General features: G+C 34.9%; 25 protein-coding genes. 14 read left to right on the top strand and 11 right to left on the bottom strand.

The annotated features are described in order from the left end of the window. Positions 1-7: 7 nt before the first annotated feature. The 6 genes from RE431_RS03535 to RE431_RS03510 all read right to left on the bottom strand — a co-directional run bounded on the left by RE431_RS03535 (position 8) and on the right by RE431_RS03510 (position 5,644). Positions 8-844, bottom strand: a complete 837-nt coding sequence (locus tag RE431_RS03535) for an ABC transporter permease (RefSeq protein ID WP_309560571.1) — start codon at positions 842-844, stop codon at positions 8-10. Between the two features lie 139 nt (positions 845-983). After that, the gene (locus RE431_RS03530; RefSeq protein WP_309560570.1) at positions 984-1,892 is read right to left on the bottom strand and encodes a glycosyltransferase family 2 protein; all 909 of its coding nucleotides are present in this window, start codon (positions 1,890-1,892) and stop codon (positions 984-986) included. Positions 1,893-1,899: 7 nt separating this feature from the next. Next, positions 1,900-2,742, bottom strand: a complete 843-nt coding sequence (locus RE431_RS03525; protein WP_309560569.1) for a glycosyltransferase family 2 protein — start codon at positions 2,740-2,742, stop codon at positions 1,900-1,902. Positions 2,743-2,747: 5 nt separating this feature from the next. Beyond that, on the bottom strand, positions 2,748-3,554 hold the full coding sequence (locus RE431_RS03520) for a glycosyltransferase (RefSeq protein ID WP_309560568.1): 807 nt from the start codon (positions 3,552-3,554) through the stop codon (positions 2,748-2,750). Between the two features lie 27 nt (positions 3,555-3,581). After that, positions 3,582-4,352, bottom strand: a complete 771-nt coding sequence (locus RE431_RS03515) for a class I SAM-dependent methyltransferase (RefSeq protein WP_309560567.1) — start codon at positions 4,350-4,352, stop codon at positions 3,582-3,584. A gap of 392 nt (positions 4,353-4,744) precedes the next feature. After that, positions 4,745-5,644, bottom strand: a complete 900-nt coding sequence (locus tag RE431_RS03510) for a glycosyltransferase (RefSeq protein ID WP_309560566.1) — start codon at positions 5,642-5,644, stop codon at positions 4,745-4,747. Positions 5,645-5,798: 154 nt separating this feature from the next. Between RE431_RS03510 and RE431_RS03505 the strand changes: the two genes are divergently transcribed. Next, positions 5,799-6,515, top strand: a complete 717-nt coding sequence (locus tag RE431_RS03505) for a glycosyltransferase family 2 protein (protein ID WP_309560565.1) — start codon at positions 5,799-5,801, stop codon at positions 6,513-6,515. Here RE431_RS03505 and RE431_RS03500 read toward each other — a convergent pair. Then, positions 6,502-7,971, bottom strand: coding sequence for an ArnT family glycosyltransferase (locus tag RE431_RS03500; RefSeq protein ID WP_309560564.1), 1,470 nt, complete (start codon positions 7,969-7,971; stop codon positions 6,502-6,504). The genes RE431_RS03505 and RE431_RS03500 overlap by 14 nt on opposite strands. Positions 7,972-8,142: 171 nt before the next feature. Here RE431_RS03500 and RE431_RS03495 point away from each other — a divergent pair, with 171 nt between their 5' ends. The 4 genes from RE431_RS03495 to RE431_RS03480 all read left to right on the top strand — a co-directional run bounded on the left by RE431_RS03495 (position 8,143) and on the right by RE431_RS03480 (position 12,612). Continuing rightward, positions 8,143-9,444 (top strand): glycosyltransferase family protein, encoded by a 1,302-nt coding sequence (locus RE431_RS03495; RefSeq protein WP_309560563.1) that lies wholly within the window; start codon positions 8,143-8,145, stop codon positions 9,442-9,444. A 110-nt stretch (positions 9,445-9,554) separates the two neighbouring features. After that, a complete protein-coding gene (locus RE431_RS03490) occupies positions 9,555-10,517 on the top strand; it encodes a class I SAM-dependent DNA methyltransferase (protein WP_309560562.1) in 963 nt (320 codons plus the stop codon). 65 nt (positions 10,518-10,582) lie between these two features. Next, positions 10,583-11,389 (top strand): sulfotransferase, encoded by an 807-nt coding sequence (locus RE431_RS03485; protein ID WP_309560561.1) that lies wholly within the window; start codon positions 10,583-10,585, stop codon positions 11,387-11,389. 65 nt (positions 11,390-11,454) lie between these two features. Then, positions 11,455-12,612 carry a glycosyltransferase family 4 protein gene (locus tag RE431_RS03480; protein ID WP_309560560.1) on the top strand — a complete coding sequence of 386 codons (1,158 nt, stop codon included), beginning with the start codon at positions 11,455-11,457 and terminating at the stop codon, positions 12,610-12,612. On the opposite strand, the gene RE431_RS03475 is transcribed toward RE431_RS03480, so the two are convergent. Further along, a complete protein-coding gene (locus RE431_RS03475; protein WP_309560559.1) occupies positions 12,609-13,448 on the bottom strand; it encodes a class I SAM-dependent methyltransferase in 840 nt (279 codons plus the stop codon). The two genes, RE431_RS03480 and RE431_RS03475, sit on opposite strands and share 4 nt — an antisense overlap. Positions 13,449-13,465: 17 nt before the next feature. Further along, positions 13,466-14,281, bottom strand: a complete 816-nt coding sequence (locus tag RE431_RS03470; RefSeq protein WP_309560558.1) for a polysaccharide pyruvyl transferase family protein — start codon at positions 14,279-14,281, stop codon at positions 13,466-13,468. A gap of 82 nt (positions 14,282-14,363) precedes the next feature. Between RE431_RS03470 and neuC the strand changes: the two genes are divergently transcribed. From neuC to asnB, 3 genes are read left to right on the top strand one after another with little or no spacing between them, the layout of a single operon-like run. Further along, on the top strand, positions 14,364-15,521 hold the full coding sequence (gene neuC / locus RE431_RS03465; RefSeq protein ID WP_309560633.1) for a UDP-N-acetylglucosamine 2-epimerase: 1,158 nt from the start codon (positions 14,364-14,366) through the stop codon (positions 15,519-15,521). 32 nt (positions 15,522-15,553) lie between these two features. Beyond that, complete coding sequence (locus tag RE431_RS03460; RefSeq protein WP_309560557.1) at positions 15,554-16,246, top strand: acylneuraminate cytidylyltransferase family protein; 693 nt, start codon at positions 15,554-15,556, stop codon at positions 16,244-16,246. Beyond that, positions 16,246-17,958 carry an asparagine synthase (glutamine-hydrolyzing) gene (gene asnB / locus RE431_RS03455; protein WP_309560556.1) on the top strand — a complete coding sequence of 571 codons (1,713 nt, stop codon included), beginning with the start codon at positions 16,246-16,248 and terminating at the stop codon, positions 17,956-17,958. The genes RE431_RS03460 and asnB overlap by 1 nt, the downstream gene beginning before the upstream one ends. Before the next feature lie 7 nt (positions 17,959-17,965). Here asnB and RE431_RS03450 read toward each other — a convergent pair whose 3' ends face one another. Both RE431_RS03450 and RE431_RS03445 read right to left on the bottom strand, forming a co-directional pair. Next, positions 17,966-20,434 (bottom strand): polysaccharide biosynthesis tyrosine autokinase, encoded by a 2,469-nt coding sequence (locus tag RE431_RS03450; protein ID WP_309560555.1) that lies wholly within the window; start codon positions 20,432-20,434, stop codon positions 17,966-17,968. Further along, on the bottom strand, positions 20,434-21,222 hold the full coding sequence (locus RE431_RS03445) for a polysaccharide biosynthesis/export family protein (protein ID WP_309560554.1): 789 nt from the start codon (positions 21,220-21,222) through the stop codon (positions 20,434-20,436). Before RE431_RS03445 ends, RE431_RS03450 begins: the two co-directional genes overlap by 1 nt. Before the next feature lie 97 nt (positions 21,223-21,319). Here RE431_RS03445 and RE431_RS03440 point away from each other — a divergent pair, with 97 nt between their 5' ends. The 6 genes from RE431_RS03440 to RE431_RS03415 all read left to right on the top strand — a co-directional run bounded on the left by RE431_RS03440 (position 21,320) and on the right by RE431_RS03415 (position 25,969). After that, complete coding sequence (locus RE431_RS03440; protein WP_309560553.1) at positions 21,320-23,194, top strand: ABC-F family ATP-binding cassette domain-containing protein; 1,875 nt, start codon at positions 21,320-21,322, stop codon at positions 23,192-23,194. A gap of 3 nt (positions 23,195-23,197) precedes the next feature. Further along, on the top strand, positions 23,198-23,974 hold the full coding sequence (locus tag RE431_RS03435; RefSeq protein ID WP_309560552.1) for an O-methyltransferase: 777 nt from the start codon (positions 23,198-23,200) through the stop codon (positions 23,972-23,974). A 44-nt stretch (positions 23,975-24,018) separates the two neighbouring features. Next, positions 24,019-24,720, top strand: a complete 702-nt coding sequence (locus RE431_RS03430) for an ABC transporter ATP-binding protein (protein WP_309560551.1) — start codon at positions 24,019-24,021, stop codon at positions 24,718-24,720. Positions 24,721-24,770: 50 nt separating this feature from the next. Next, a complete protein-coding gene (locus RE431_RS03425) occupies positions 24,771-24,944 on the top strand; it encodes a hypothetical protein (protein ID WP_309560550.1) in 174 nt (57 codons plus the stop codon). 78 nt (positions 24,945-25,022) lie between these two features. Beyond that, entirely contained in the window at positions 25,023-25,595 is a 573-nt protein-coding gene (locus RE431_RS03420; protein ID WP_309560549.1) for a cob(I)yrinic acid a,c-diamide adenosyltransferase, read from the top strand. A 152-nt stretch (positions 25,596-25,747) separates the two neighbouring features. After that, the gene (locus tag RE431_RS03415; protein ID WP_008272287.1) at positions 25,748-25,969 is read left to right on the top strand and encodes a DUF2795 domain-containing protein; all 222 of its coding nucleotides are present in this window, start codon (positions 25,748-25,750) and stop codon (positions 25,967-25,969) included. Positions 25,970-26,051: the final 82 nt, after the last annotated feature.

Genomic DNA, 26,051 nt, shown 5'->3' with positions numbered 1-26,051 from the left:
ACCCATTTTATCTTTCTACAATAATTGGAATTGAAATACGGTAAAATACCATTGCGAGTACAAATGCCGGTATGCATATCAATATAATACCTATAAAATAATAAAGATGATTTGGACTCATACCCGTGACCAGATCTCTCGCAGTTAAGATTATTGGGGTTAAAGGATTTAACTCCATTACTGTCTTCATTAAACCACTTGAGGGAACAGGATACACAACTGGAGTGATATACATAAGGAAACTGATACCGAAACTAACAATTTTACCTACATCGCGATATAGCATGCTAACCGGTGTTAAAAACAGCCCTACGGTGGTTCCAAATAGTACAGCTCCTAATATTGAAACCGGCAGTAATAATAAAGTCCAGTGAAAACCCAATCCAAAAAGAAAAACCATTGCTACCAGCAAAAATATCTTTATGAATGAGTTAAACAACAATTTATAGATCCCTGATATAATAAGGGCCTCCTTTGGAAAATTGATCTTAGTTAAAAGTCCTTTAGCGCTATTTGTTGCTTGCGTCGGTGAATTAATAGACTCTGTAAGAATAGACCAGATTAAGGTCCCAGTAAAAGCAAAAACGGGATATGGTACACCCGTATCAGTAACATTTACCGTTCCTGTTAAATTTAAAATTATCCAGACCGCTGCCGTAGCCAAGGGAGTTATAAAAGCCCAAATAATTCCCAGGTAAGACTGGCGGTACTGTGCTTTAATATCTCTTTCAGCCAGTTGCCGCGATAGAAATCTCGAATTCCAAATATCTTTTAGACTTTCTCCAAAGTGTTTGCCTATTCGTTTATTACTTTCCTTTTGATATATTCTGGTTTCCAGGGGCACGAAAATTTGATTGCTTTCTTTCAATCCGAAAAATAAGAATTATAACTTGTATAAAGGCCAGACCATCGAATTATTTACTTTTAAAACACCTAAAACTTCCTGGGAATATTAAGCCTGTAATGAACCCTTCTGGTGCCTATTAAATAAGCCTTTTATAATAAAAGAGCCTTTTCATAAATCTAAAAGTCTCAAAAAACATTCTTTCCTGAAGTAATTTATTAATTACAAGTAAGTAAAAGCTACTTTCGTTAACCTTATTAGCTTTTTTCGCTCCATGCTCAAAATATAAAAGAATTCTACGCTTCTGGTTTCTGTTATAATGGGAAAAGTGATCTTTAATTACGATTTCGAATCCTTGATATCTCGCCATGATCTTTAATTCATCAAGATCTGAATTACCAGAAATACTCTGTTCAGAGATTTGAATATAGGCAATAGATTCGTTAATAGTAAAAATATGTTTACCCTCAGTAAACTCAATCCAGGCAAGAGTATCTACTCCCCAGGCTAAGGGAAGATCTCTAAATCCTTTTTTATCATAAACATCTTTGCTAAAAATATACTCAGACAGTGAGCTTCTTGAAGACTTAAAATACCTGTTATAAAAATGATCAATACTGGATTCTATTTCTGGAAAAGAGTGAATTTTGGATATACCATCCTGAGAAACTATTTTAGAAGCACTCCTCACGACTTTAATGTTCAAGCTTTCAATTTTAGCAAGGTGATTATAAAAGTTTTGAACAAAATTGGGACTCAGGTAATCATCGTCCCCAAGAATAAGAATCCAGTTTTCCGAACCCATTAATTCTATACATCTGTCCCATTGCCTGGTAAGTGAATAACCACCTAAATTATCGGGAAAATATTTATAGGTGATATCCAGAGTATCGCAAAAATTTTCGATGCATTCTGAAGGATCTTCGGGAGAGCCATCGTTTCCAATATAAACCTTAAAATTTTTATTTGTCTGCTCAGCTAATGAAGCTATAGTCCTTTCAAAAAAAAGCATTTTATAATAAGGAATTACTATAGCTAATTCTACCATCTACCAGTTAAAATTTTAAAAGTTGAATAAACTTTCTTCTTAGAACCTGCATTTTATGCGAAATTGAAAGTTCCCAGAAATATTCTTTAATGAGTATATTTATATAAAGATCGAATTCTTTCTTATGTACATTCACTCCTTTTTTGGAAGCCTGCTCTTCATGCAACCTAAAACCAACAAGAGTCTTATTGACAATTATTATCCTGGATTTAATTAGTACCCGATAATAGAATTCAATATCCAAAACAATCTTCAATTCTGTATTAAAAAGTCCAACCTCATTAAAAATGGATTTTTTCAACATAACCGCAGTTGGCTCTCCAATTTTATTAAATGGATCTTTAAAAAACTCTTTCTTTTTAAGAATTGATCTATCTAAAATTTTTTTATCCCAATCATTCTGAAACATTTTTTCCTGAAGATCTCCATATCTGACTATCCATTTTCGTTGCCAGGCACTTTCAGGATTATCTGTTAAAATCTCTCTTTTACATGCGACCAGACCAATATCTTCATATTGATTAAATATCCAAATAAGGTCCTCAACACAATTTGGATACAGAACATCATCTTGAAACAGAAATTTTAAATACTCTCCATTCGATTTAGTCACACAGTTATTCCAGTTTTCTCCTATTCCCATTGTATGGTGATCATAGATTCTAACAGGGTATTTCGAAGTCGTTTTATACTCTAGGCATATATCCATACTTGAATCTTTAGAGCCATTATCGCTTATAATTACTTCGATATTCTGGTAGGATTGGAGCTCTATAGATGACAAAGCTTCATTTAAATATTTCTCACCATTTAGAACAGGAATACATATAGAAACTAGTGGAGTATTCATACGGTTTATTGGTAATTATGATTTATTAAAAACCTAAGAGCATACTTAATAGATTCCATGCCAACACCCATCCGGGCTAAATATTTAAGCTTCAAAATGAATGAAATATCCTCGTTTTTCAAACGCTTGTACCAGAATATTCGAACTTGCTCTTTTTCTTCTTTAGTTGGAATATCGAATTCGTAAGCTCGATTATGAAAATCGAGATTACTTTTAATCCATTCGTCTCCAAAATTACCTAAAGAATGATGAAGCAGTTTAATAGAAGAAATTACATAATTTTGATAATGCCTATCTACCCTTAAGCTGAAGTCAAGGTCATAAAAATGGAAGCCCGCAATATTTTCATTGAATTTAATACTTTTCCATATCTCTTTTCTTGTTGCTAGAAACACACCGTCTAATGTTCGAACTTCTGTTGGTTCTTTATGACCTGCTGCCAATACTTCCGAGGGTAGGTGGGTAACAAAAACTTTTCGATACTTATTAATTCCTGTTTCGCAACCAGTGGGTAAATTGAATTTTTTCTTATTACCAGCAAGTCCAATTATCCCGACAGATTGGTCTTTTAGGTAAGAGATTAAAACTTCTCCCCAGTTCTCAGATAAAATAGTAACATCTTCATGTAAAAAAACGAGATAGGGGAATTTGGCTTTTTCAGCTCCAAGGTTGTAAGCCTTGTTTAAGCTCATTTTTGCAGGATTATAAATTCTAACAACTTCAAAATCTACAGCTCCAATAGATTTATGAATATTGTATTTTAAATTTTCAAAATAGGACTCTCTGTATGAAGAGATTATTATAGAAATCATGATCTCTAATTAGTCAATAAATAATAGTTACTTTTTGTAAAAACTAAATCTCTTTATAAAGTTTCTTATTTGTAATGCTTTAGAGAAAAGGAATGAATTTTTTTTCTCTTTTGGTAAATTTGGAGGTGGAAAATTATCTATTGGAATAATAATATTACCGCGAATTTCAGATTTAGGCGGGGTAATCTTTTTCTTTTCAATTACCAATATACTGTCATAATAATGGAGGCCATAGGCTGAGCTCGTAATAGAGTCCACTTTTAAATCAGGATCCTTTGAATGCCAAGCATGAAGAGAATCAATTAACCCCTTACTAAACTCGATAAATGTGCCCGGCTTTTGATAGCCCCCACCATAAATCTTCCAGTAAGAAGTATGAAGATCTTCACATAAATATATTCCTCCAAATTTTAAATGTGGATATAATTCTTCGAAAGTAATAATCTGTTGTTGCATGGTATGTCCCCCATCATCTACAAGAATATCAATTTCGGGGATCTGCGCCCTAACCTCTCTTAAAAAATCACGATCTTCCTGAGATCCGATAAAAATCTTAGTATTTGGAGATTCAAATTGCTTACAATCAGGATTGATGTCTATAGCATAGATTTTGGCATTTTCTCCAAAATATTCCCTCCACATTTTTAGAGATCCTCCTTGATAAACCCCAATTTCCAGAATTATTATCTGTTTATTTTTATATTTCTTAAACCATAAGTCATAAATATCAAAATAGTGAAGCCATTTGTGAATTGCGTTGTCTTGATTATTTAAAAAATATGTTTGGAGTGAATTCATTTCTTAAAAAAATACTTAATAATAAATACTATTAACTATATATTTCAAAAATAGCTACGTTTTAAAATATAATAACTAGACTTTAAAACTTGAACAGTAATAATAAAGATAAGCTTTAATATCATTTTGAAATACTTTAAAACTTCCTATAGTAGAATTGATAAAGCAAGAGATAATTTGAGACCATTTAAACTTTAGATTATTTATTTTCTGAACTTTTCAATTTTAAGACCTGAATTTACAGTTCGCAGGATTAATTTTAAATAGTTTCGCGGCTTTAATATAATTCTAGCCTACTATTATTTCAATCTATACCTTTTTACCTTATTTTTCATTCAAAAAGAACTTTTTTCTTCCATGCTACCAGCACCAAGACATAAAGGATACGATAATTATTTTCGTTTAATTAAATATAAATAGGTTCGAATAACTTTAAAAGGCGAAACTAATGCTAATTCAGATGCCAACCGAAGAGATTTAAAAAACTTGTTCTCTCGGAAGTAACCTGCCATTAAAGAGAATTGATGCCTCCGGAGGCTTTTCTTAATCAATGTTCTCTGGCAAATAAAATCTGGATCTCTATATAAACAATCTACAATTCCCAGATTAACTTTTATAATTTCACTAGGAATTAATTTTAGCTTTTCTGAAACTCCAATTTCCTTTCGATATACCGCGGTTACATCGCTTAAATATTTTATTTTCTCCCCCGTTCTCGTAACCCATAAATAAATTGGCCAATCTCCATATGGAAACCTGTTGATCCAATTAGGGAAATTTTCTTTATCCTGTGTATTTCTAAAAAGCACTGTAACTGAGGGAATAAAGTTAGAAAAAATCAGGTCATTAAAATTTGAAGTTTCTTTAAGGTCCGGCCAGTTCACATTATGTAAATCACCATTAGGATATAAAAACTTTATGCCGGTAAAAATGATGGAATAATCTCTATTACTTTCTAAAAAATCAACTTGCTTCTGCAATTTTAGAGGGTCTATCCAATAATCATCACCATCACAGATCGCTACATATTTACCATCACATTCTTTAAAAGTTCTTATAAAGTTATTTATAAGGCCCAGGTTTCTTTGTGATGGCAATAATTTTATTTTATCAGGATTTTCACGGGCATATTTCTCGCATATCAATCTTGTATCGTCAGTACTACAATCTTCACCAATAACTAGTTGGTATATAAAACTTGTTTTTTGAGCGAGAATACTCTCTACAGTCTGACTTATAAACTCCTCCTGGTTATAAGTTAGCATAAAAATGCTCACACAAATTTTATTCATTTGTTGGATTTCGCTTTTAAAATTAAGGCTAGATTATTTCCTTTTTAATAAATTATTACATGATATATTTAAAAGTCACAGATAAAATAAAATACTCTTCTTAACTTTTCTTTAAGTAAAAATATATATTTGTTGTAACCCAATCGATGCTAAGTTGAAAAAACTTTCAATTCTTATACCTGCTTTTAACGAAGAAAATACCATTACCTCTATTCTAGAAGTTCTAAAAGACCTTAGCTTGGATTTTTCTTTACAAAAAGAAATTATTGTCGTTAATGATCATTCGACGGATAATACGAAAAAATTAATTGAAAAATTCCAACAGTCTAATCCAGAATTATCCTTAACTCTTTACAATCAAAAGTTAAATAAAGGTAAAGGCGCTGCACTACATAAAGCGATTGAAATTGCCACCGGAGATTTTATTATTATCCAGGATGCCGATTTGGAATATGATCCAAACGAATATAATATTTTACTTAGACCAATGATTTCAGGTATAGCAGACGTAGTTTATGGTTCAAGATTTATGGGTGGAAATCCTCATAGGATTTTATTTTTCTGGCATTCCATCGGCAATAAATTCCTTACATTTCTAAGCAATGCCTTTACCAACCTCAACCTTACAGATATGGAAACCTGTTATAAGCTTTTTAAGGCTGAAGTATTAAAAAGTCTGGACTTAAAAGAGGAGAGATTTGGTTTTGAACCCGAAGTAACTGCAAAAATTTGCAGGATCCCGAAGATTAGAATATATGAAGTGGGAATTTCATATTACGGAAGAACTTATGCGGAAGGTAAAAAGATTAAGTGGACAGATGGAGTAAGAGCATTATGGGTTATTTTAAAATACAACATCATTCATCGATAAAATTCTCAATTATAAATCCATCCTTAAATTCCAGTAAATAATCCTCACCAACCAGCTCTTTTAATTTATGCCCCGAGACCAAATAATTTCTCCAGTTCACTTGCTCAAAGAATACCACCTTCGCTTCAGCTTTTTTGATTTTTTTAATTAGCTTATCTATGGCAATAGGTTCATTTTGACGTGGAAGCATATTAAAATCTTTATTCAGATGTAGTTTCCCTAATTCAATTCCATTCGAAAACACAGGTTTTTTATTAGTGTTTTTCTTCAGATATGATAAAGTTTGTGATTCTACCCATGCTTTATTAGAATATCCACTACCCTCAACGTAATGCCTTTTTAAACTCGGAAAGATTGAAATGCTAAAACTTAATAAAAGAAATAAAGCACTCGTCATAAATAAAAGTTTCTCTTTGTTCTCATTTAATAAATTAAGAAATAAGAAAAAGAGAATTAAAATAAAACTTAGCAAAGGTGAAAGTATCCTATTATTTATTGGGGTATACGAATCAAAAAAAGAAATAGATATCACTAACAGAAGGGGATAAAAAAATAAAAAGAGAAAGATCTGCTGAACCAAATTTTTATTCATTTTATATATTGTTAAAACCTGTGCCATAACAATTTTTCTTTTTAAAAAGCAAAGGATTAATGTAATCGCAAATAATATTATTGCCACTTTACTTCCTAAAAACCAACGAACAATAGTGATTCCAAAATCCTGGATTTTAGAAATTGGGATAATATGCGCAGCTATTTCCCTACCAATCTTAGGCTTTTCAAAATTAGTCTGATATATAAACCAAGGCATAACTCCAAGCACAAATATGCTCACAAATGATAGAGTTGTTTTTGACCTATGTACTAATTTTTCTTTGTTAAAAAAAAAGAGGTATAAACAATAACAACCTATAAATGCAATCCCGGCATACCGCGTGAGAAAAAACAAACTACAAGAGAGAGCACATATTAGTAAATTTTTTGTTCTATGATTGTGCATCCATTTAAGGAAAAAATAAAATGAAATACTTAACAATACTAAAAACAGACCCTCTGATAGAAAATTAATGAAATTAAGGCTTACCGGAGAGAAAATAAGACAAAAGCCAAATATCAGGACTACAAGATTATTCACCTTGAGGAGCCGTAAAATATTCATATTCACTGTCAGGAATAAATAAAATAGAATACTCATTAATATGGTTCCTGATTGAACCTCATCAATATTCAGAATCAAAGAGACAAAACTGATAGACAATGCAAATAATGGCGGCCAGTGATTTACCAAGCCTCCTTCATTGTTCACCACACCGTCCCCCGCTGTAAGGTTCCTGGCCACTTCAAGATAAGAAATCGAATCTGGTGTAAAACCTAAATCATATGGCCAATTAATAATTAGAAGTAAACTAGCACCGAATAAAGCTAGCAAGTGAATTTTTAGAAAGCTTTTTTCCAAATCCCTTTTTTTAGAACTGAAAAATAAATAAAAAAAACAACTAACCAGATTCCTTATATTTGAAAAATAAATCCTCTTATTATCACCTCAAAAAAAGTACTTATCCTGCTACCCGATGGGGTTGGCCTGCGAAATTTCGCCTTCACCTCTTTTGTAGAGATTGGTGAAAAAATGGGTTGGGAGGTGATCTTCTGGAACCACACCCCTTTTGATCTTAATCAATTAGGCTATAAAGAGATAAAACTGCAGGGTAAACCCAGAGCATTTACTGACTTATTGAAACGTGCAAAAATAACTTCAGAACTAGACTACTGGACTCATAAATTTACCGACCCTGTTTATAAGCATTATAAATTTCCTTCTTCCAAAAAGAACCTCAAGGGAAGGGTAAAAAACATTATTGTCAATCAATTTATAAGTTGGACCAATGGAGAAGCAGGCCTGGAGCGACTAAGAAATAAAATGAGAGAATCGGAGAGAAACGGGGCGTTTTATAAGCACTGTAAAACAATCCTTGAAAATGAAAAACCCGCACTTTTATTCTGTACCAACCAACGACCTGTTAATGCGATAGCGCCTATTACGGCAGCACAGGACATGGGAATCCCTACAGCAAGTTTTATTTTCTCTTGGGATAACATCCCAAAAGCTACGATGGTAGTTCAAGCAGATTACTATCTCGTATGGAGTGAGTATATGAAGAAGGAATTACAGAAATATTATCCTTTCATTGCGGAATCACAGATACAGATCACAGGGACTCCTCAGTTTGAACCCCATTTTGAAGAAAGTTTAAAAATCTCAAAACAGGAATTTTACAATAACTACGGTTTGGACAACGAAAAAATATACTTATGCTATTCTGGTGATGATATTACCACTTCTCCTCATGATGAGCTTTACCTGGAACATGTAGCAGAAGCCGTAAGTGAATTAAACAAACATGGAGAAAATATTGGGGTTATTTTCAGAAGAAATCCTGCTGACTTTTCAAAAAGGTATGATCCTATTATAAATAAATATAAAAAATTGATTACTCCCCTGGATCCTTTATGGGAAAGACAGGGAAATGAGTGGAACCAGTTGTTACCCACAAAAGATGATTTAAAACTACAATCTCAGATAATTCAGCATACATTTATGGTTATAAACTTAGGTTCCTCAATGGTATTTGATTACCAGATATACCAAAAGCCTTGTGCTTATTTAAATTATAATCCGAGTGGGGTTAAGATTAAAAAAAATGTTCGGGAAATATACAATTACGTGCATTTTAGATCCATGCTTTCTGAAAAACCAGTATTGTGGATAAACAGTAAAAAAGAAATTAAAGAAAAAATCCAAGAAGTAATTAATGGAGAAACCGCGCAATTATTAAAGGATGCGAACACTTGGTTCAAACGTATAAATTGTCATCCATCTCAAAATGCTTCTAAAAGGATTTGGACTTTTTTAGATAAATTGTCTAGATAAATATAACTTTAAAATGCTTTAAAGCTCATAGAGCCTGGGGAAATAAAATCTTAATTCCCATTCAAGCAACTAAAAATGATAGAATGAGTTATTCGGGTCTAATACCTCTAATGAAAAGAAAAGGATGTACCTTGACTCCTGAAGAATTCCATGAAAAAGTCAATATTGTTTTTCACGATAAGGAATCTTTAATTTATGATGAAATTCATTCCGATCTCAAAAATAGTCTTCAGGAACAAGTTAACCTTTTAATATCCGATCTTTTTAATTACGGGTATTCTATTTCAGAAAAAATCAATATGCTAGATATTGGCTGTGGCACCGGTTTAAGCACAGAATATATACTAAACTCTGACTTAAAACCCTTTATTGAAAATATAACTATGCTGGATAGTTCAGAAAAAATGCTGGATAAGGCCAAAGCCAGAGCTAAAAACTGGAATACCTCTACTAAATTTCAAAAGGGTTATATAACGGAGGTAAATGAAAAATTTGATTTAGTGATAATCTGTTCGGTTCTTCACCATATTCCTGATCTAAAAGATTTTTTAGACCAGTTGGATCAATTAATCAATCCTAATGGAATACTGATACATCTCCAGGATCCCAACGCCGATTATTTAGATGATGAAATTTATAGGCAACGGCTTGCAGTTATTGAAAAAATGCATATCTCAAGAAATCGCAAAAAGAAGCATATTAAGGATTTTATTCCGAAATCTATCAGAAATTCTTTAAGCCGATTAAGAGGCAGAAAAAATTATATAGATTTGATAAATGATCAGTTATTAAAAGAAAAGATAATCACTAAAAGGATGAGCGCAGATGAAATCTGGAGTGTAACAGATATTCATGTTAGAACCAAAGAAAATCCCTTCACAAATGGAATTTCATTGAATTTTCTAAAACACCAATTAAAAAATTTCAAGCTTGTTAAACAGAGGTCTTATGGATTTTATGGTAGTTTGAAAAGTGATCTGGATGATGATTTAAAAAAAGAAGAAGAAAAACTGATTGAATCAAATGAATTTAACGGTAGAAATCTTTCCTGTATCTGGATGAAAAAGATGTAAAAATTTTTAGTTCCTCCCAATACCTAAGAATGTTTCGAAAAGTTTATGGTAACTAATTTCCTAATATGAAAACTGAAGATCAAAAGATCATTTTTTTAAATTCTTATCTCCCAAGAACCGGGCATAATTTTTCTTCTCAGGCTATTAAAGTTTTTTCAGATCATCAGGTTTTATCTCATCCCCATAGTGAGACCCGATTATCAAACATCCTCGCTTCCTATTATAAAATCTTTGATAATACTATAAATCATAAAGTTGATAAAGATTTCATGGATCTCTTGTTTATCAATAAGCTTAGAAATAATATTCTTAAAGAGTCTAAAAAGGAATATGTAATGATCAAGGACACGAGTGTCATCGGTGTAAAAGATTTAAAAAGGACTTTCCCCGATGATATTCACCTAATTTTGATTAGAGATCCTAAAAATGTTTTTAATTCCTTAATTAAAGGAATGAGTCTAAAAAAAAAATCAATAAAAAGTTATTTAAAGAAAGTAGGGAATAAGACAGGACTATATCCCTGGTTTTACAGCAATAAATTAAGCACAAAAGTTTTAAAAGAGATACCAGATTTAAGCCAATATCTTACCATTCGCTATGAGGACCTTGTTCAAAAAGATGAAAAACTTTTATGGAAACTAAAACAGTTGTTCCATTCTAAAAAGAGTTTAGAACAAATAAAAAAGGAAATTGATGAAATAAAAGTTCTCAACTCCAGTTTTTTTGAAGAGGTTGGAGGGGAAAAGATTTGGGACCATAAACTTAAAACAAAAAACTTTGATCCAATAAATCGTAAATCTAACACATGGCTAATTAGAAAAGGTATTGAAATAGGTAGTAGGAAACTAAGAAAAAAGCTTAACTATATTTAATTTCACATGTAAAAAGAAAAAACTTTAAGCTCCACTGTAAATCACTAATCACTGTTCAAAATCTTATGCATCTCGCGTTTCTTACTCCCGAATACCCGCACTCTCAATCTACCCCTTCGGGCGGTTTGGGTACCAGTATAAAAAACCTGGCAGAGCAGTTGGCCAAGAGTAACATTCAGGTTACTATTTTTATATTTGGGCAGGAAAAAGACTTTATCGTAAAGGAGAATAGTATAAACTTATATTTTATTAGAAAAATAAAATATAAGTTTTTTGGCTGGTACCGCTATCGCAAGTATCTGGAATCTTATCTAAACCGAGTTATAAAAAAAGAAAAGATCTCTGCCCTTGAAGCACCAGATTGGACAGGTATAACAGCTTTTATAAGATTAAAGTGTCCATTGATTATAAGAATGCATGGTAGCGATTCCTACTTTTGTCAATTGGAAGGGAGGCCTCAGAAGAAAAAGAACTTTTGGTTTGAAAAAATGGCCTTAAAGCATGCAGATCATCTGATCTCTGTAAGCAATTTCACTGCTCTTAAAACTCGTGAAATTTTTAGATTAAAAAAAGAAATCATGGTGATTCCAAATTTGATAGATATAGATGCATTCAAACCATTTGAGGATGAGCCAACACCTCATACTATCTTATACTTTGGTAGTATAGTTAGAAAAAAAGGGTTGCTAGAGCTAGCTCATACATTTAACATTGTACATAAGTGCAACCCGAAGATACGCCTCATCATGGTAGGCAGGGACGTTATAGATATTAAAACCCAAAGATCCACCAGAATTCTATTTGAAGAAATTTTAACTGAAAAAGCCAGGAATAATGTATTATGGACTGGTAATCTCCCTTATAATGAGGTGAAACAGCAAATCTCTAAAGCCGCAGTGATTGGGCTGCCTAGCTTCGCTGAAGCTCTCCCAATGACCTGGCTAGAAGCTATGGCTATGGAAAAGGCACTTGTGACTTCCAATATCGGTTGGGCAAAAGAGGTAATGCAAAATGGAGAAACAGGATTCATGGTCTATCCAAAAAACCACAGCTTATTTGGAAAGAAAATTTTAGATCTTATGGAGAACAAAGATATGGCATTACGAATGGGAAAAGCTGCCAGAGACCTGGTGATCAAAAAATTTTCTAAAGAAATTGTTTTGGATCAAAATATTCGTTTTTATAAGAAAATTATTGATACAAAATCCAATGAACCAATTTAGAGCTTTTTTTTACATATTATTAATTGACTACGGGTTAATGCTTTATTAATGAATCCAGGAATATATATCTCCGATTTTAAAGCCCATTTTTTAAAAGAGTTTCTATTTTTTCCCCATTTATAAAATCTACTGAAACGCTCTAGTGTACCAACTGGAACTATTGTTACTTCCTCAAAGTATTTACTTCCTGCTTTTTCAAAATGCCTGGAACTAAAACTACGGTCTGGATGAGGATCGTTTTCCCTCCATTCCCGGAATGCTTTTCGGTCTAATTTTGAAGGTCTGCCCTTAACTGGGATAAGCCAGCGAATCTCATCAAGTAATCTAGAGTTAACTGCAGGTTCAAAAAATCGTGCCTCACCCCCTGTTTTTAAAAGCCGATAGGTCTCCTTTAAAAACTTATCCTCAACGGGAATCTCTAGGTGATGCAAAAAAGCTTTTCCTATCACAAAATCAAAACTTTCTGCAGGGAGTTCATTCTTCAAAAAATCTCCTTTTACAAACTTAATTGGATTCTGAAACTCATAGTTTTCATTCAACTTTTTTATAATTTCTCCACTGGAAGTTGCAATATCATTCGCATAAACCTCGGCACCAAGACCAGCCATGATGGCTGCATTTACACAATCACCACAACCCATTTCGAGTACTTTTTTACCTCTTAATCTATTTCGAAAATCATTCAGATACAAAGCAAACCAGCTGGTTTCAGTTGTTGTGGCAGTATTCAGGAAAGAATCTAGGTTTTTCAACCAATAGAGAGTATTATGAATATTATAACGAGAGTAAATTTTGTTATAATGAGCTTTATTTTTTTTCTGGTTTTGATCCCTCATAATTTTACAGAAAAACTTTATTTAAAAGGCCAGACTCTTATCAAATTATCCTGAAGTATTCTCATTTTTTCTATTTCTGGCAGGCAGGAGTTATTTTCAAATAAAAATTGCATTTCTTCAACCTGCAATTTCCGGAAAATTTTTTCGGGCTTATAAAGAGGCAAATCAATTGATTCTAAATAATCTAGGTACTTTACCCCGTTTCCAAAAATTTTATCTGAAAATTCCACCCAAAGACTCGGTATTTGGTAAGCGTGCGAAACAATAAGCCCATGCAAAGAGGAAGATAATGTTTTTTTACAAGTTAGAATTTTATTTGTTACTTCCTCTATATCTAAAGTAAGCAGATCGATTACTAAGATCTCGGGGATATCTTTAAAAAGCTCCATAGCCATAGCGTAATCATGGTAATGTGGAATTATACCTATTTCATATTTTTTTTCGATCTCTGGCATATAATACTTCGGTAAGAGAATAGCGGGATCACCATATACTTCGGGACATTGGTAGCCAAGACTTAAAAGATGTTTCCGAGTTCTTGGGCCGCGTACTGCTTCAAATTTAGCTTTAGCTACAGGCTGCTTGTGATCTATTATACCGCTACCCCATACTATGCTGTTCCTATCTGCATGGTGAATAATACTACCTATAGCCAGTAAACTTTTCTTATCATTTCGGTACCATGGTTGCTTTTTAGGTTGTACAAATTTCACTTTTCTACCACTAATCTGTTCAACGATGTATTTAGAGAGTAGATCACCATAATTCTCCTTTTCTCTATAAATAAACTTTATTTCACTCCAATAAAATAAGGGAATTCTTTTTTTGTCCATTCCTAAGGCTTTAGAACCAAAAATAGACATTTTTAGATGCTGGCGATATATTTTTCATATTTTAGTCTGACAAAATTAAATGATGAGTCGAAGAAAGATCTGCGTTGTCATAACTGCACGCCCCTCCTATAGCAGAATCAAGACTGCATTAAGTGCAATACAGGCCCATCCAGCTTTAGAATTACAATTAGTTATCGCGGGTTCTGCCCTATTGGACAGATACGGAAATGCAGTCGACTTTATTAAAAAAGATGGTTTTGAAATCGCTGCTAAGGTTTTTATGGTTCTGGAAGGTGAGAATCCTACTACCATGGCCAAGACTACCGGTATTGGAGTGATGGAGCTAACCAATGTGTTCTACAACCTTAATCCGGATGCCGTAGTTACCATTGCAGATCGTTTTGAAACTATTGCGACCTCTATTGCCGCGGCCTATCAAAATATACCTTTAGTTCACATTCAAGGAGGTGAGGTTACCGGCAATATCGATGAAAAAGTAAGACATGCAAACTCTAAACTTGCCGATATTCATTTGGTTAGCACTGAAGATGCAAAGCAAAGAGTAATTAAACTGGGAGAGGAACCCGGCAAGGTAATCAATACAGGATGTCCTTCGATCGACCTGGCAAAAGGAGTTCTGGAAAATCCTGAACTTGATTTTGATCCTATTCAGAAATATGGTGGAGTAGGAATGCAAATCGGTTGGAAAGAAGGTTATATAGTGGTGATGCAACATCCGGTTACGACCGAATACCGTCTGGCTAAAGAACAAATAACTGAAACATTAAAAGCTGTAGACTCCATCGGTTATCCCGCTTTCTGGTTCTGGCCCAACGTAGACGCCGGTTCCGATGGCACTTCTAACGGAATCAGAACCTATAGGGAATTACAAAAGCCAAAAAATATCCACTTTTTCAAGAATATGGAACCTTTGGATTTTTTAAAGCTATTAAAAAATTCAAAAGCCTTAGTGGGCAACTCAAGCGCAGGAATAAGAGAATGTAGCTACTTGGGTGTGCCAGTGATAAATATTGGTGATCGCCAGTATCGTAGGTCCAGGGCAGATAATGTAAAGGATGTATCTTATTCTAAAGAAGATATTAAAGAGGGGCTGAAAAAGGCGATTTCTCAGGAGCATTTTCCTTCTTCTGATCTCTATGGCAACGGAGATTCCGGAAAAAAAATAGCGAATATCCTCGCCGAAATTGAATTGACTTACAATAAAACTATTGCTTATTAACCTGAGGGTTATAAGTGTTAAAAAGAAGCTTAATGAACATTTTAGGTATCATCCCTGCAAGAGGGGGAAGCAAAGGGATTCCTGGCAAGAACATCAAGACTCTGGGCACTAAACCCTTAATTCAATACACTTTCGAGTCTGCAAAAAAATCAGAATTATTATCCAGGATCATTCTGAGCTCCGAAAACCAAGAGATCATATCTGTTGCAAAAAAAATAAAGCTCGATGTACCTTTTGTACGCCCTGAGCAATTGGCACTTGATGAGACCCCGAGTATTGATGTAATTTTGCACGCCCTGAAATATTTCAAGGACGATAATATTGTTTTTGATGCCGTTTGTTTATTGCAACCCACAACCCCATTCCGAAAAGAAAATTTTATAGATGAGGCCATTGAAAAATTTATAAATGGAAATTTTGATTCATTGATCACAGTAAGAAAGCTCCCAGACGAATTTAACCCGCACTGGATATTTGAAGAAAAAGAAGGAAGGCTTCAATTAGCAACAGGTGAAAGAGAAATAATTACCAGAAGACAGGGCCTTCCAGCTGCTTATTTTAGAGATGGAGCAGTTTATCTTACTAAAACTGAAGTACTTTTAAAGCAGCGATCTTTATACGGAACAAATATTGGATTTATTGAAAATGAAGACGAAAATTATGTAAATCTTGATACCCTGAAAGACTGGAAAAAAGCGGAAGATATTTTAAAAAATAAAATTTAATGTGTGGGATCGCTGGAATAGTTTCACCTTTTGATCGTGAAGAAGATCTAAAAAAGATGCTGCAGGTTCAGAAGCATCGCGGTCCCGATCATACCGGCTTTTATAAAGACCCGGGATATGCATTTCTTGGCCATAATCGTCTCTCTATCATTGACCTTAGCCCTTATGCTAATCAGCCTTTTAATGATCCTTCAGGTAGGTATTCCATGATCTTTAATGGAGAGATTTATAACTATAAAGAACTTCGAGAGGAGTTAAAGCATTTTTACCAGTTCAGAACTCAATCGGACACCGAGGTTCTTCTGGCGGCGTTTATAAAACATGGTGAGAAATGTCTTTATAAACTTAATGGAATGTTTTCGTTTGCTATATGGGATCACCACGATAAAACTCTTTTTGCTGCCAGGGACAGATTTGGCGTCAAACCTTTTTATTACCGGAAAAGATCGAAGGAATTTTTATTTGCAAGCGAAATAAAAACATTGAAAGCTGTTTCAGGTACAAATGAACCTTCCCTTAAAGTCTGGGCAAACTATTTTGCTTATGGCTCCTATGGCCTCCCTGATGAAACATTTTTTCAGGATATCTATCAATTACCCGCAGGTCACTTTCTAACATTTAAAAATGGGGAGCTACAGATAGATCAATGGTACGATTTTATGAGTAACGTCAGTCAAATTAAAACTACCGATGATTTTGAGGATACTAAACTCAGATATCTCAGTTTATTAAAAGATAGTATTAGACTAAGATTTAGATCTGATGTTGAAGTAGGCTTCAATATTAGTGGAGGTGTAGACAGCTCTTTATTACTTGCTTTAGTAAACTTTTATGATGAGAGCGATCAGATTAAGGCCTATACATTCTATACTGGAAATTCAGATTATGATGAGTTGCCATGGGTAAAAAAGATGATAGATATTACGGGAAATCCATTAAACGAGGTACTTCTCAAAGCTTCTGAAGTAGAAAAATATTCAGAGGTAATAAGTGATTTTCAGGATGAACCATACGGAGGTATACCAACGATAGCCTATGCTAAGATCTTTGAGAAAGCCCGGGAAGAAAATGTGCTGGTTCTTCTAGATGGCCAGGGAATGGATGAGCAATGGGCAGGTTATGACTATTATTCGGGAGAGTCTTCCTCGATAATTCAAGGCCAGAATAGAATTAGCTCTACATTTAAAATGAACTGTCTTTCAGAGGATCTTTTGAGGTTTTCTGATAAACCTATATACCCTGAGCCTTTTAAGAACAAACTGCAAAATCTTCAATTTCGAGATCTCTTTTACACTAAAATTCCCAGGGCATTAAGATTCAACGACCGAATTTCAATGCGTTGTGGCACGGAACTAAGAGAGCCATTTATGGATCACAAACTGGTGGAATTTGCTTTCGCACAGCCTGATCATTTTAAAATAAAAGGAAATATTCAAAAGCATCTTTTGCGTGAGTTGATAAAAGATATTGTACCTCCTGAAATTACAAATACACCGAAAAGGCCTCTGCAAACACCTCAAAGAGAATGGCTTGGAAATGAGCTCAGGGATTTTGTTTCCGAACAATTAAATACTTTAAGAAACTCTGACTTCTCTCACTGGTTCAATCATAAAACAATAGAAAAAGAATGGAATAACTACCTAAAAGGAGATCAGGATTCAAGCTTCCACATATGGCAGTGGATCAATGCAGCCCAATTACTCTCTATATAAAATTTTTCTATTCGAAATTTCTCATAAATTTCTTCCAGGATGCTTTAAGCTGTGAAATTCTAGTAGGAGCAGCACCATAGTAACCCTTTGCATAGCGGTTGTACCCATAGCCATACCCATAGCCGTAGCCATAACCATACCCATAGCCGTATTTGGCACTATGTACGAAATGGTTTAAAACGAAACTTATATTCTTCACTTCTCCTTTGGCGTATTTCTGATTTATTGTTTCCAGCATTCCACGCTTGGTATAATCCTGCCTTACCAGATATAAAGTTGCATCAGCATGTTTAACCAAATTCAGTGCATCTGCAACCATTCCAATAGGCGGGGTATCAAGAATGATATAATCATATTCCTTTTTTAACTCCTCAATCAAATCATCCATCTTTTTGGTTAATAAAAGTTCAGATGGGTTCGGAGGCACAGGTCCTGAAGTAATAACATCCAAATAAGGAATTTTACTTTCTTGGATGATCTCTTCTGAAGTTGCCTGATCTATTAAGTAATTGACGATACCTAGATCATTATTTAATTCAAAATCATCAAATATCTTAGGTTTTCGAAGGTCCACCCCTACGAGCACTGTCTTCTTTTCGCTAAGTGCAAAAACTGTGGCCAGGTTCATTGCACAAAAAGTTTTCCCTTCCCCGGAAACCGATGAGGTGATCATAACGGTCTTAGAACCCACCACGCCTTGTCTTTTATACATAAATTGCAGACTGGACCTTAGGCCTCTAAAACTTTCTGAGATAGATGATTTTGGAGAATTAAAAACGGCCAGATTTGAATCCCCTTTATTTCTTCCAATTAAACCTAATATTGGAATCGGAGAAAGCCTGGTTATTTCCTGGGCGTTATGGATATTGGTATTTAGAAAGACCAGTAAAAAAACAAAAGTAAGCGGAATAAGGCCTCCTACCATCGTAGCCATTACGTAATTTAATTGGGTATCGGGGCCTATTCTACCTCCACCCGTATCTTTCGCTTCATCAATAACCAGAACATCGCTTACATTCGCCGCCTTGATCAATCCGGCCTCACTTCGTTTTTCCAGGAACATATTATAGGTTCTCTCATTGATCGCATATTTACGCTGTATCTTTAAAAGATCCTGCTCCTCTTGTGGTAATTTACGTATCTCTTTCTCCAGTCTCACAATCCTTGAATTGACATCCTGAAGCTCAGTACGTATTAAACTTTTTGAACTGGCTATATTTTCTATTAAAATAGACTTTACAGAATTGATCTGTCTGTCTATATCATCAAATACCGGTGAGTTTTCCTTTAAAGTATACTGGTAATTTTGTCGCTCTTCTGCCAGCTGAATAATTTTGTTAACCCCTGAAGATATACTTCCCTCATCAATTCCCGCCACCGATGGTGCAGGTACATTAGAATAATCAGTCCTTGTTTGCAAATAGGTTTCAAGGTTGTCATAGTACGAAAGCCTTCTCCTTATCTGTTCCTTCTTAAGATCAAGTTCAGCAAGTCTACCGGAGATTTCGCCACTCTCAGCTGAAATGTCCATTATAGAGTTTTCATTTCGGAAATCGTTCAGTTCGTTCTCAACCTCCTTTAATTGCGCTGCTTGCACCGCCAGGCTACTGTCTATAAAACGAATGGTCTTTGTCGCAAAAAGGTTTTTTCGTTCCAACATATTCTCACTCAGAACCCTTACCGAACCATTAAGGTAGTCAACGATCCTGGCTTTATTTAGACCGGTCTGACTTAGATTTAAAACAGACGACCCTTGGGTTTGAGGAGCAATATTCACACCTCTATATCTACCTACAGCAGAGTTAAAAGGTATAAAATTTATATAATATGTCTTTCCAGCATTTAAGGAATTGGAGGTTCTTTGTAAATAGCCTGAGAAAAAGGGTAAATTAACATGATCTCCCATTTTATAATTCCTATTGAAATCTCTGGCTTCTACAGTCCTATTATCAGTTTCCTTAGTGGTATAGTTTGTACGATTTAAATTCGCCGGTATCTTCGCACTAATATTATAGGTGATTTCGTCGACCATTCTAATTTCCATGGTGACATTATTAGCCTGGAATGTATTTGTATCTGCAATTACTTTAAAAGGAGTAAAGCCATAAGCATCTACTCGTTGATATTCTCCCTGTTCCAGATAATTAATATAAAACTGAAGCTTTTCTACTACCTCTTCATTATGTGATCTTGAATGAAGAATAGTCATAGCAGTGCTTACCTTATCAGAGGTACCTCCCCAATTAAAAGTTAAACTGGTATTGGAAGTAAAGAATGGATTTTGATCATCTTTTATTGAAATGGTATTTCCTAGTCGATAGACGGGGAGTTTGCGTACATTATTGTAATAGGCTACTGCAAGGCTTATTCCTACTGAAAGCAGAATTAATTTCCAATAACTTATAACCTTAAGAATAAAACCCTTAAAGTCGAAAGTTGAACCTACATCTGATATATGATCATCTTCATTTGCCATTATCTAGTAGTTAAAAAGTAGATCGATGTTGCCAAAGTTACAAGACTTACGACAGTTCTAAATACCTCAAGCCCGGTTGTACCAAGACCTAAAGCTTTTCTAGGCAAAGGATTCACCACGATCATATCATTGGGCTGTATATAGTAATAAGGACTCTTCAGAGCATTAATGCTTGTTACATCTATTTTATGCACCTCCTCTCCTTGTGGATATTGCCGAATAATTTGTACGTTTTCTCTATCCCCATATTCTGTGATTCCTCCGGCATTGGCTATAGCTTCCATAATGGTAACCTGTTCTTTATAGATTACCCGACTACCCTCTCCTATCTCTCCAAGAGTAGTATAACGAATACCGGCCAGTTTTACGGTAACGAATATATTGGCCTCTGCTTTGAAATATTCTTCCAGTAATTTTTTTTCTATTTTCTCCCGAACTTCCTTTTCAGTGAAGCCAAGTACATTGATCTCCCCCATGGTGGGAACTCTAATATTCCCGTGGTCGTCTACGGTAAATCCGTCAAAATACACTGCCTCTTCTGTGGTGGCATTTGGATTTTCGCTTCCAATTGGATTGAACATACCCACAATATCCTGATCAAGAGCTTTCACTCTTATACTTAAAAGATCACCGGTTTGAATACGGTAAGGTTTGCGCAGTCTCTGCACCTGAATAACGCTGTCTACATCTTTCTCATTTTCCTGAAGATAGGACATTTGTTTTGTAGATACGCATGAGGTTAAGGCTAGTACTGCAGCGAATAAAAACAAAAAGGATTTAAATCGCATAGAGGGCTTCACATTGTTTTAACAAATATAGTTTTTACAGGCTAATAATAAAATAAACCAAAGAATTTCTCTTTATTTTGCACTCAAATTACTTTAAGTGAATTACCTCTCAGTAGAAAATATAGCCAAATCTTATGGCGAACGCCGACTATTTGAAAATATAAGCTTCGGAATAAATAAGGATCAAAAGATTGGTTTCGTTGCGAAGAACGGTACCGGAAAAACAAGCTTGTTGAATATCCTCGCAGGAACCGATTCTCCCGATGAAGGTCAGGTGATCTATAGAAATGATATTCGTGTAGCTTTTTTATCTCAAGAGCCAGATCTAGATCCTGAACTTACTATCGAGCAAAGTATCTTTTCCAGCGAGAATCCAACGCTTAAGATTGTAGAACAATACGAAAAAGCCTTATTAAATCCTGATGATGTCGATACTCTTCAAAAAGCTATGGATGCCATGGAGGCGAATAATGCCTGGGATTTTGAAACTGAATTCAAACAAATCCTTTACAAACTAAACCTTGAAGATCTGCAGGCCGTTGTTAAAAACCTTTCCGGCGGACAGAAGAAAAGACTTGCCCTAGCCAGAATGCTTCTTAAAAAGCCTGATTTTATAATTCTTGATGAGCCCACAAACCATCTTGACCTGGATATGATCGAGTGGCTGGAAGAATATTTTAGGAAACAGGATTTTACCATTTTTATGGTCACTCACGACCGTTACTTTTTAGAGAGAGTTTGTAACGAGATCATCGAACTTGAAGACGGTAAACTTTACACTTACAAGGGAAACTACTCTTATTATCTCGATAAGAAAGGGGAAAGACATCAGCTTGAAGCTACCAATACCGATAAAGCCCAGCAACTCTACAAAAAAGAGCTGGAATGGATGCGACGTCAGCCTAAGGCAAGAACCACCAAATCTAAATCCCGGATTGAGGATTTTCACGAGATTAAGCATCGTGCTAGTCAGCGTCGTCAAGATCATAAAGTTCAGTTGGAGCTCAATATGGAACGCCTGGGCAGTAAGATCGTCGAGATCCATAATATCTCAAAAGAACTAGGTGGAAAGCAATTGATGAAAGGTTTTAGCTATACTTTTCAAAAAGGTGAACGGCTAGGAATCATTGGAAAGAACGGGACAGGAAAATCCACTTTCCTGAATATGCTTACAGGAAATCTAAAACCTGATACTGGAAAAATCGTGATTGGGGAAACCGTTAAGTTTGGGTATTACACTCAGAAGGGAATCAAGATAAAACCAGGACAAAAAGTCGTAGAGGTCATCAAGGAATTTGGAGATTATATTCCGCTTAAAAAAGGCAGACAAATCTCAGCGGAGCAACTTCTAGAGCGTTTTCTTTTCAGTAGGAAAAAGCAATACGATTTCGTTGAGAAGCTTAGTGGTGGTGAAAAGAAAAGATTATACCTCTGTACCGTGCTGATTCAGAATCCAAACTTTCTTATTCTCGATGAGCCTACGAACGACCTAGATGTTTTGACTCTGAACGTTTTGGAAAACTTTCTAATGGATTTTCCTGGATGTATTATAGTTGTTTCTCATGATCGTTATTTTATGGATAAGATCACCGACCACCTATTCGTTTTCGAAGGAAAAGGAGAAGTGACAGATTTCCCTGGAAACTATACCGATTATAGGGAATATGAATCTTCCAAACCAAAGGCTGAAAAATCAATTTCAGATAATTCAGACTCGAAAAAAGAGAAAAAAGACTATAAATCCAGTGGTTCCGGGCCTTCTTTAAGTTATAATGAAAAGAAAGAATTCAGCAAACTGGAGAAGGAGATCGCGAAACTGGAAAAGAAAAAAGAAGAGGTTCAGCAGCGATTTCTTCAAGACTTGGATGGTGATGAGATCGCTGAAAATTCTGTCAAGCTAAAAGAGATTGAAAATAATATTGAGTCCAAAACCGAAAGATGGTTTGAACTGATGGAAAAACTAGAATCCTAAAACGTGTACTTCCAGGCTAAGGCATATTTCAATTTCTTATTAAAATCTCAGAACCAGCATGGGCTTCATTCCCCTTTTGTTTATGACCTGGTTACTAAATGTTTTTATGATAAAACTGATCACAAAGCCTATGATCTCATAAAAAATTACAGAAATGATCTTCTGGGAAATAAGAAAGAAATAAAAGTCAAAGATTTTGGGGCCGGCAGTAGAGTTTTTAAATCAGACCAACGTCCCATATTCTCAATCGCCAGAAATGCAGGCATCACATTACACAGAGCGAAGTTACTTTACAGACTCACCAAATATCTGAAGATTGAAAATTCCTTAGAATTGGGTACTTCTTTAGGAATCGCATCTGCCGCAATTGCTGCCAGTAAAAAAACCAGGCTTAGAACAATTGAAGGCTGTCCTGAGACTGCAAAAATCGCGAAACATCAATTCCACAAATATGAGCTTGAAAATATTAATCTTAAAAGTGGAAGGTTTGATCCTGAAATTGATCAGATCTCAAAAAATGATGAAAAATTTGATCTGATCTATTTCGACGGAAATCACCAAAAACAGCCGACTCTGGAATATTTTCAAAAATTGCTTCCAAGCGCTCATAATAACTCCGTATTCATTTTTGATGACATCCATTGGTCTAAAGGCATGGAGAAAGCCTGGGAAGAAATTAAATCTCATCCGGATGTCAAAGTAAGCATTGACACTTTTCAATGGGGCTTGATCTTTTTCAGAAAAGAACAGGTAAAACAGCATTTTAGGATTCGGGTGTAACAAAAAAACTAAATTCACGTCATACAGTTGAAAATTTATTCTGAATGAGCAAAGTAATCGAGATTCGCAATATCACCAGGGATTTTCCTTTGGGACAGGAAATTGTAAAGGTTTTAAAAGGAATTAATCTGGATATTGAACGTGGTGAATATGTTGCTTTTATGGGACCATCAGGTTCTGGAAAGTCAACTTTAATGAATCTTCTTGGTTGCCTGGATACTCCTACTTCAGGTTCTTATATTTTGAATGGAAAAGATGTAAGCCAGATGAGTGACGATGAGCTTGCTGAAATCAGAAATAAGGAAATTGGCTTCGTTTTCCAGACTTTCAACCTTTTACCGAGAACTACGGCATTAGATAATGTTGCTCTTCCAATGATCTACGCAGGTGCATCAAAAACCGAACGTAAAGATAGAGCTGAAGATGTTTTGAGAAGCGTTGGTCTTGGTGACCGAATGGATCATAAACCAAACCAGCTTTCAGGGGGACAAAGACAACGTGTTGCAGTTGGCCGAGCTTTGGTAAATAAACCTTCTATCATCCTTGCCGATGAGCCTACAGGAAACCTTGACTCCAAAACTTCAGTAGAGATCATGAATCTTTTTGATGAAATCCACGCTGCCGGCAATACAGTTATCCTGGTAACTCACGAAGAAGATATCGCTGAACATGCCCACAGGATCATTCGTCTTAAAGATGGAATGGTAGAAAGGGATGAAAGAAAAACTGTAGTTAGTCAGTCATAATTGAATTATTATTTCAATTTTCTTATCTTAGATTTTATAAAACACTAATAATGATCGATCTGGACCAGGAGACCTGGATTTATCTTAGTATCATCGCAGTTTTCTTAGCTTATTTCCTTTGGAATTCACGCCGAACCAAAAGGTTGAAAAAGGAAAGAAAGAATAAAAACTTCCGTAGAAGATATATGGAAAGAAAACAGGAGCGAGAATCAGATTCCATATAGATTTTAATCGGCCATAATTGGCTGAATACTTTCCTCTCCCCGCTAATCTTTGTAACTTTAGGCTTCTAAAATCTATAGATGAAAATTTACACCAAAACCGGTGATAAAGGAACTACCTCATTATTTGGAGGAACAAGAGTTCCAAAGCACCATATACGCATTGAGAGTTACGGAACCGTTGATGAATTAAATTCTCATATCGGCCTTTTACGAGATCAGAATACAGATAAACATACCAAAGACTTTCTTACTGAAATTCAGGACCGGCTTTTTACCATCGGCTCCATTTTAGCTACCGATCCTGAAAAAGCTACTTTGAAAAATGGAAAAGAGCGATTGAATATTCCGAAGATTTCTGAAGAAGACATTGAAAAGCTGGAACAGGAAATTGATAAAATGAATGAAGAGCTACCGGAAATGACACACTTCATCCTTCCCGGAGGTCACCAGAGCGTGTCATTCTGTCACATAGCCCGTTGCGTTTGCCGTAGAGCCGAAAGACTTTCCAGCGCTTTATATGACATGGAAGAGTTTGAAGAGAAGGTTCTCATCTACCTCAACCGACTTTCAGACTACCTATTTGTGCTGGCACGGAAGTTGACTAAACAACTACAAGCTGAAGAAATTCAATGGATCCCAAAAAAATCCTGATTACTTCTAAATTTTAAAAAAACCTTTGCGAAAATTGCAAAGAATAGTAGAAATTATTATGTTCTTATCATTATTGTATAAATAATAGATTTTTTTCTTGGCTATTAAGGCAAAAAAATTATTTTTGCCAAAATTTAAAACCCGATTAATCAATGTATTGGACTTTAGAATTAGCATCCTATTTAAGTGATGCCCCTTGGCCGGCAACAAAAGATGAGTTAATTGACTACGCCATTAGAACCGGAGCTCCGTTAGAAGTAGTTGAAAATTTGCAGGCTATTGAGGATGAGGGCGACTCTTATGATTCTATTGAGGAGATCTGGCCGGATTATCCAACCGATGAAGATTACCTCTGGAATGAGGATGAATATTAAATTGACAACACGCAAAAAATAGGGAAAAGTCTCATTCATGAGGCTTTTTTTTTGCTTAAATTTGAACCCGTTTAAATAAAAA

The sequence above is a fragment of the Christiangramia sediminicola genome (assembly GCF_031344135.1).
GTDB classification, from domain to species: domain Bacteria; phylum Bacteroidota; class Bacteroidia; order Flavobacteriales; family Flavobacteriaceae; genus Christiangramia; species Christiangramia sediminicola.
This window is presented reverse-complemented; position numbering and strand designations above follow the sequence as displayed.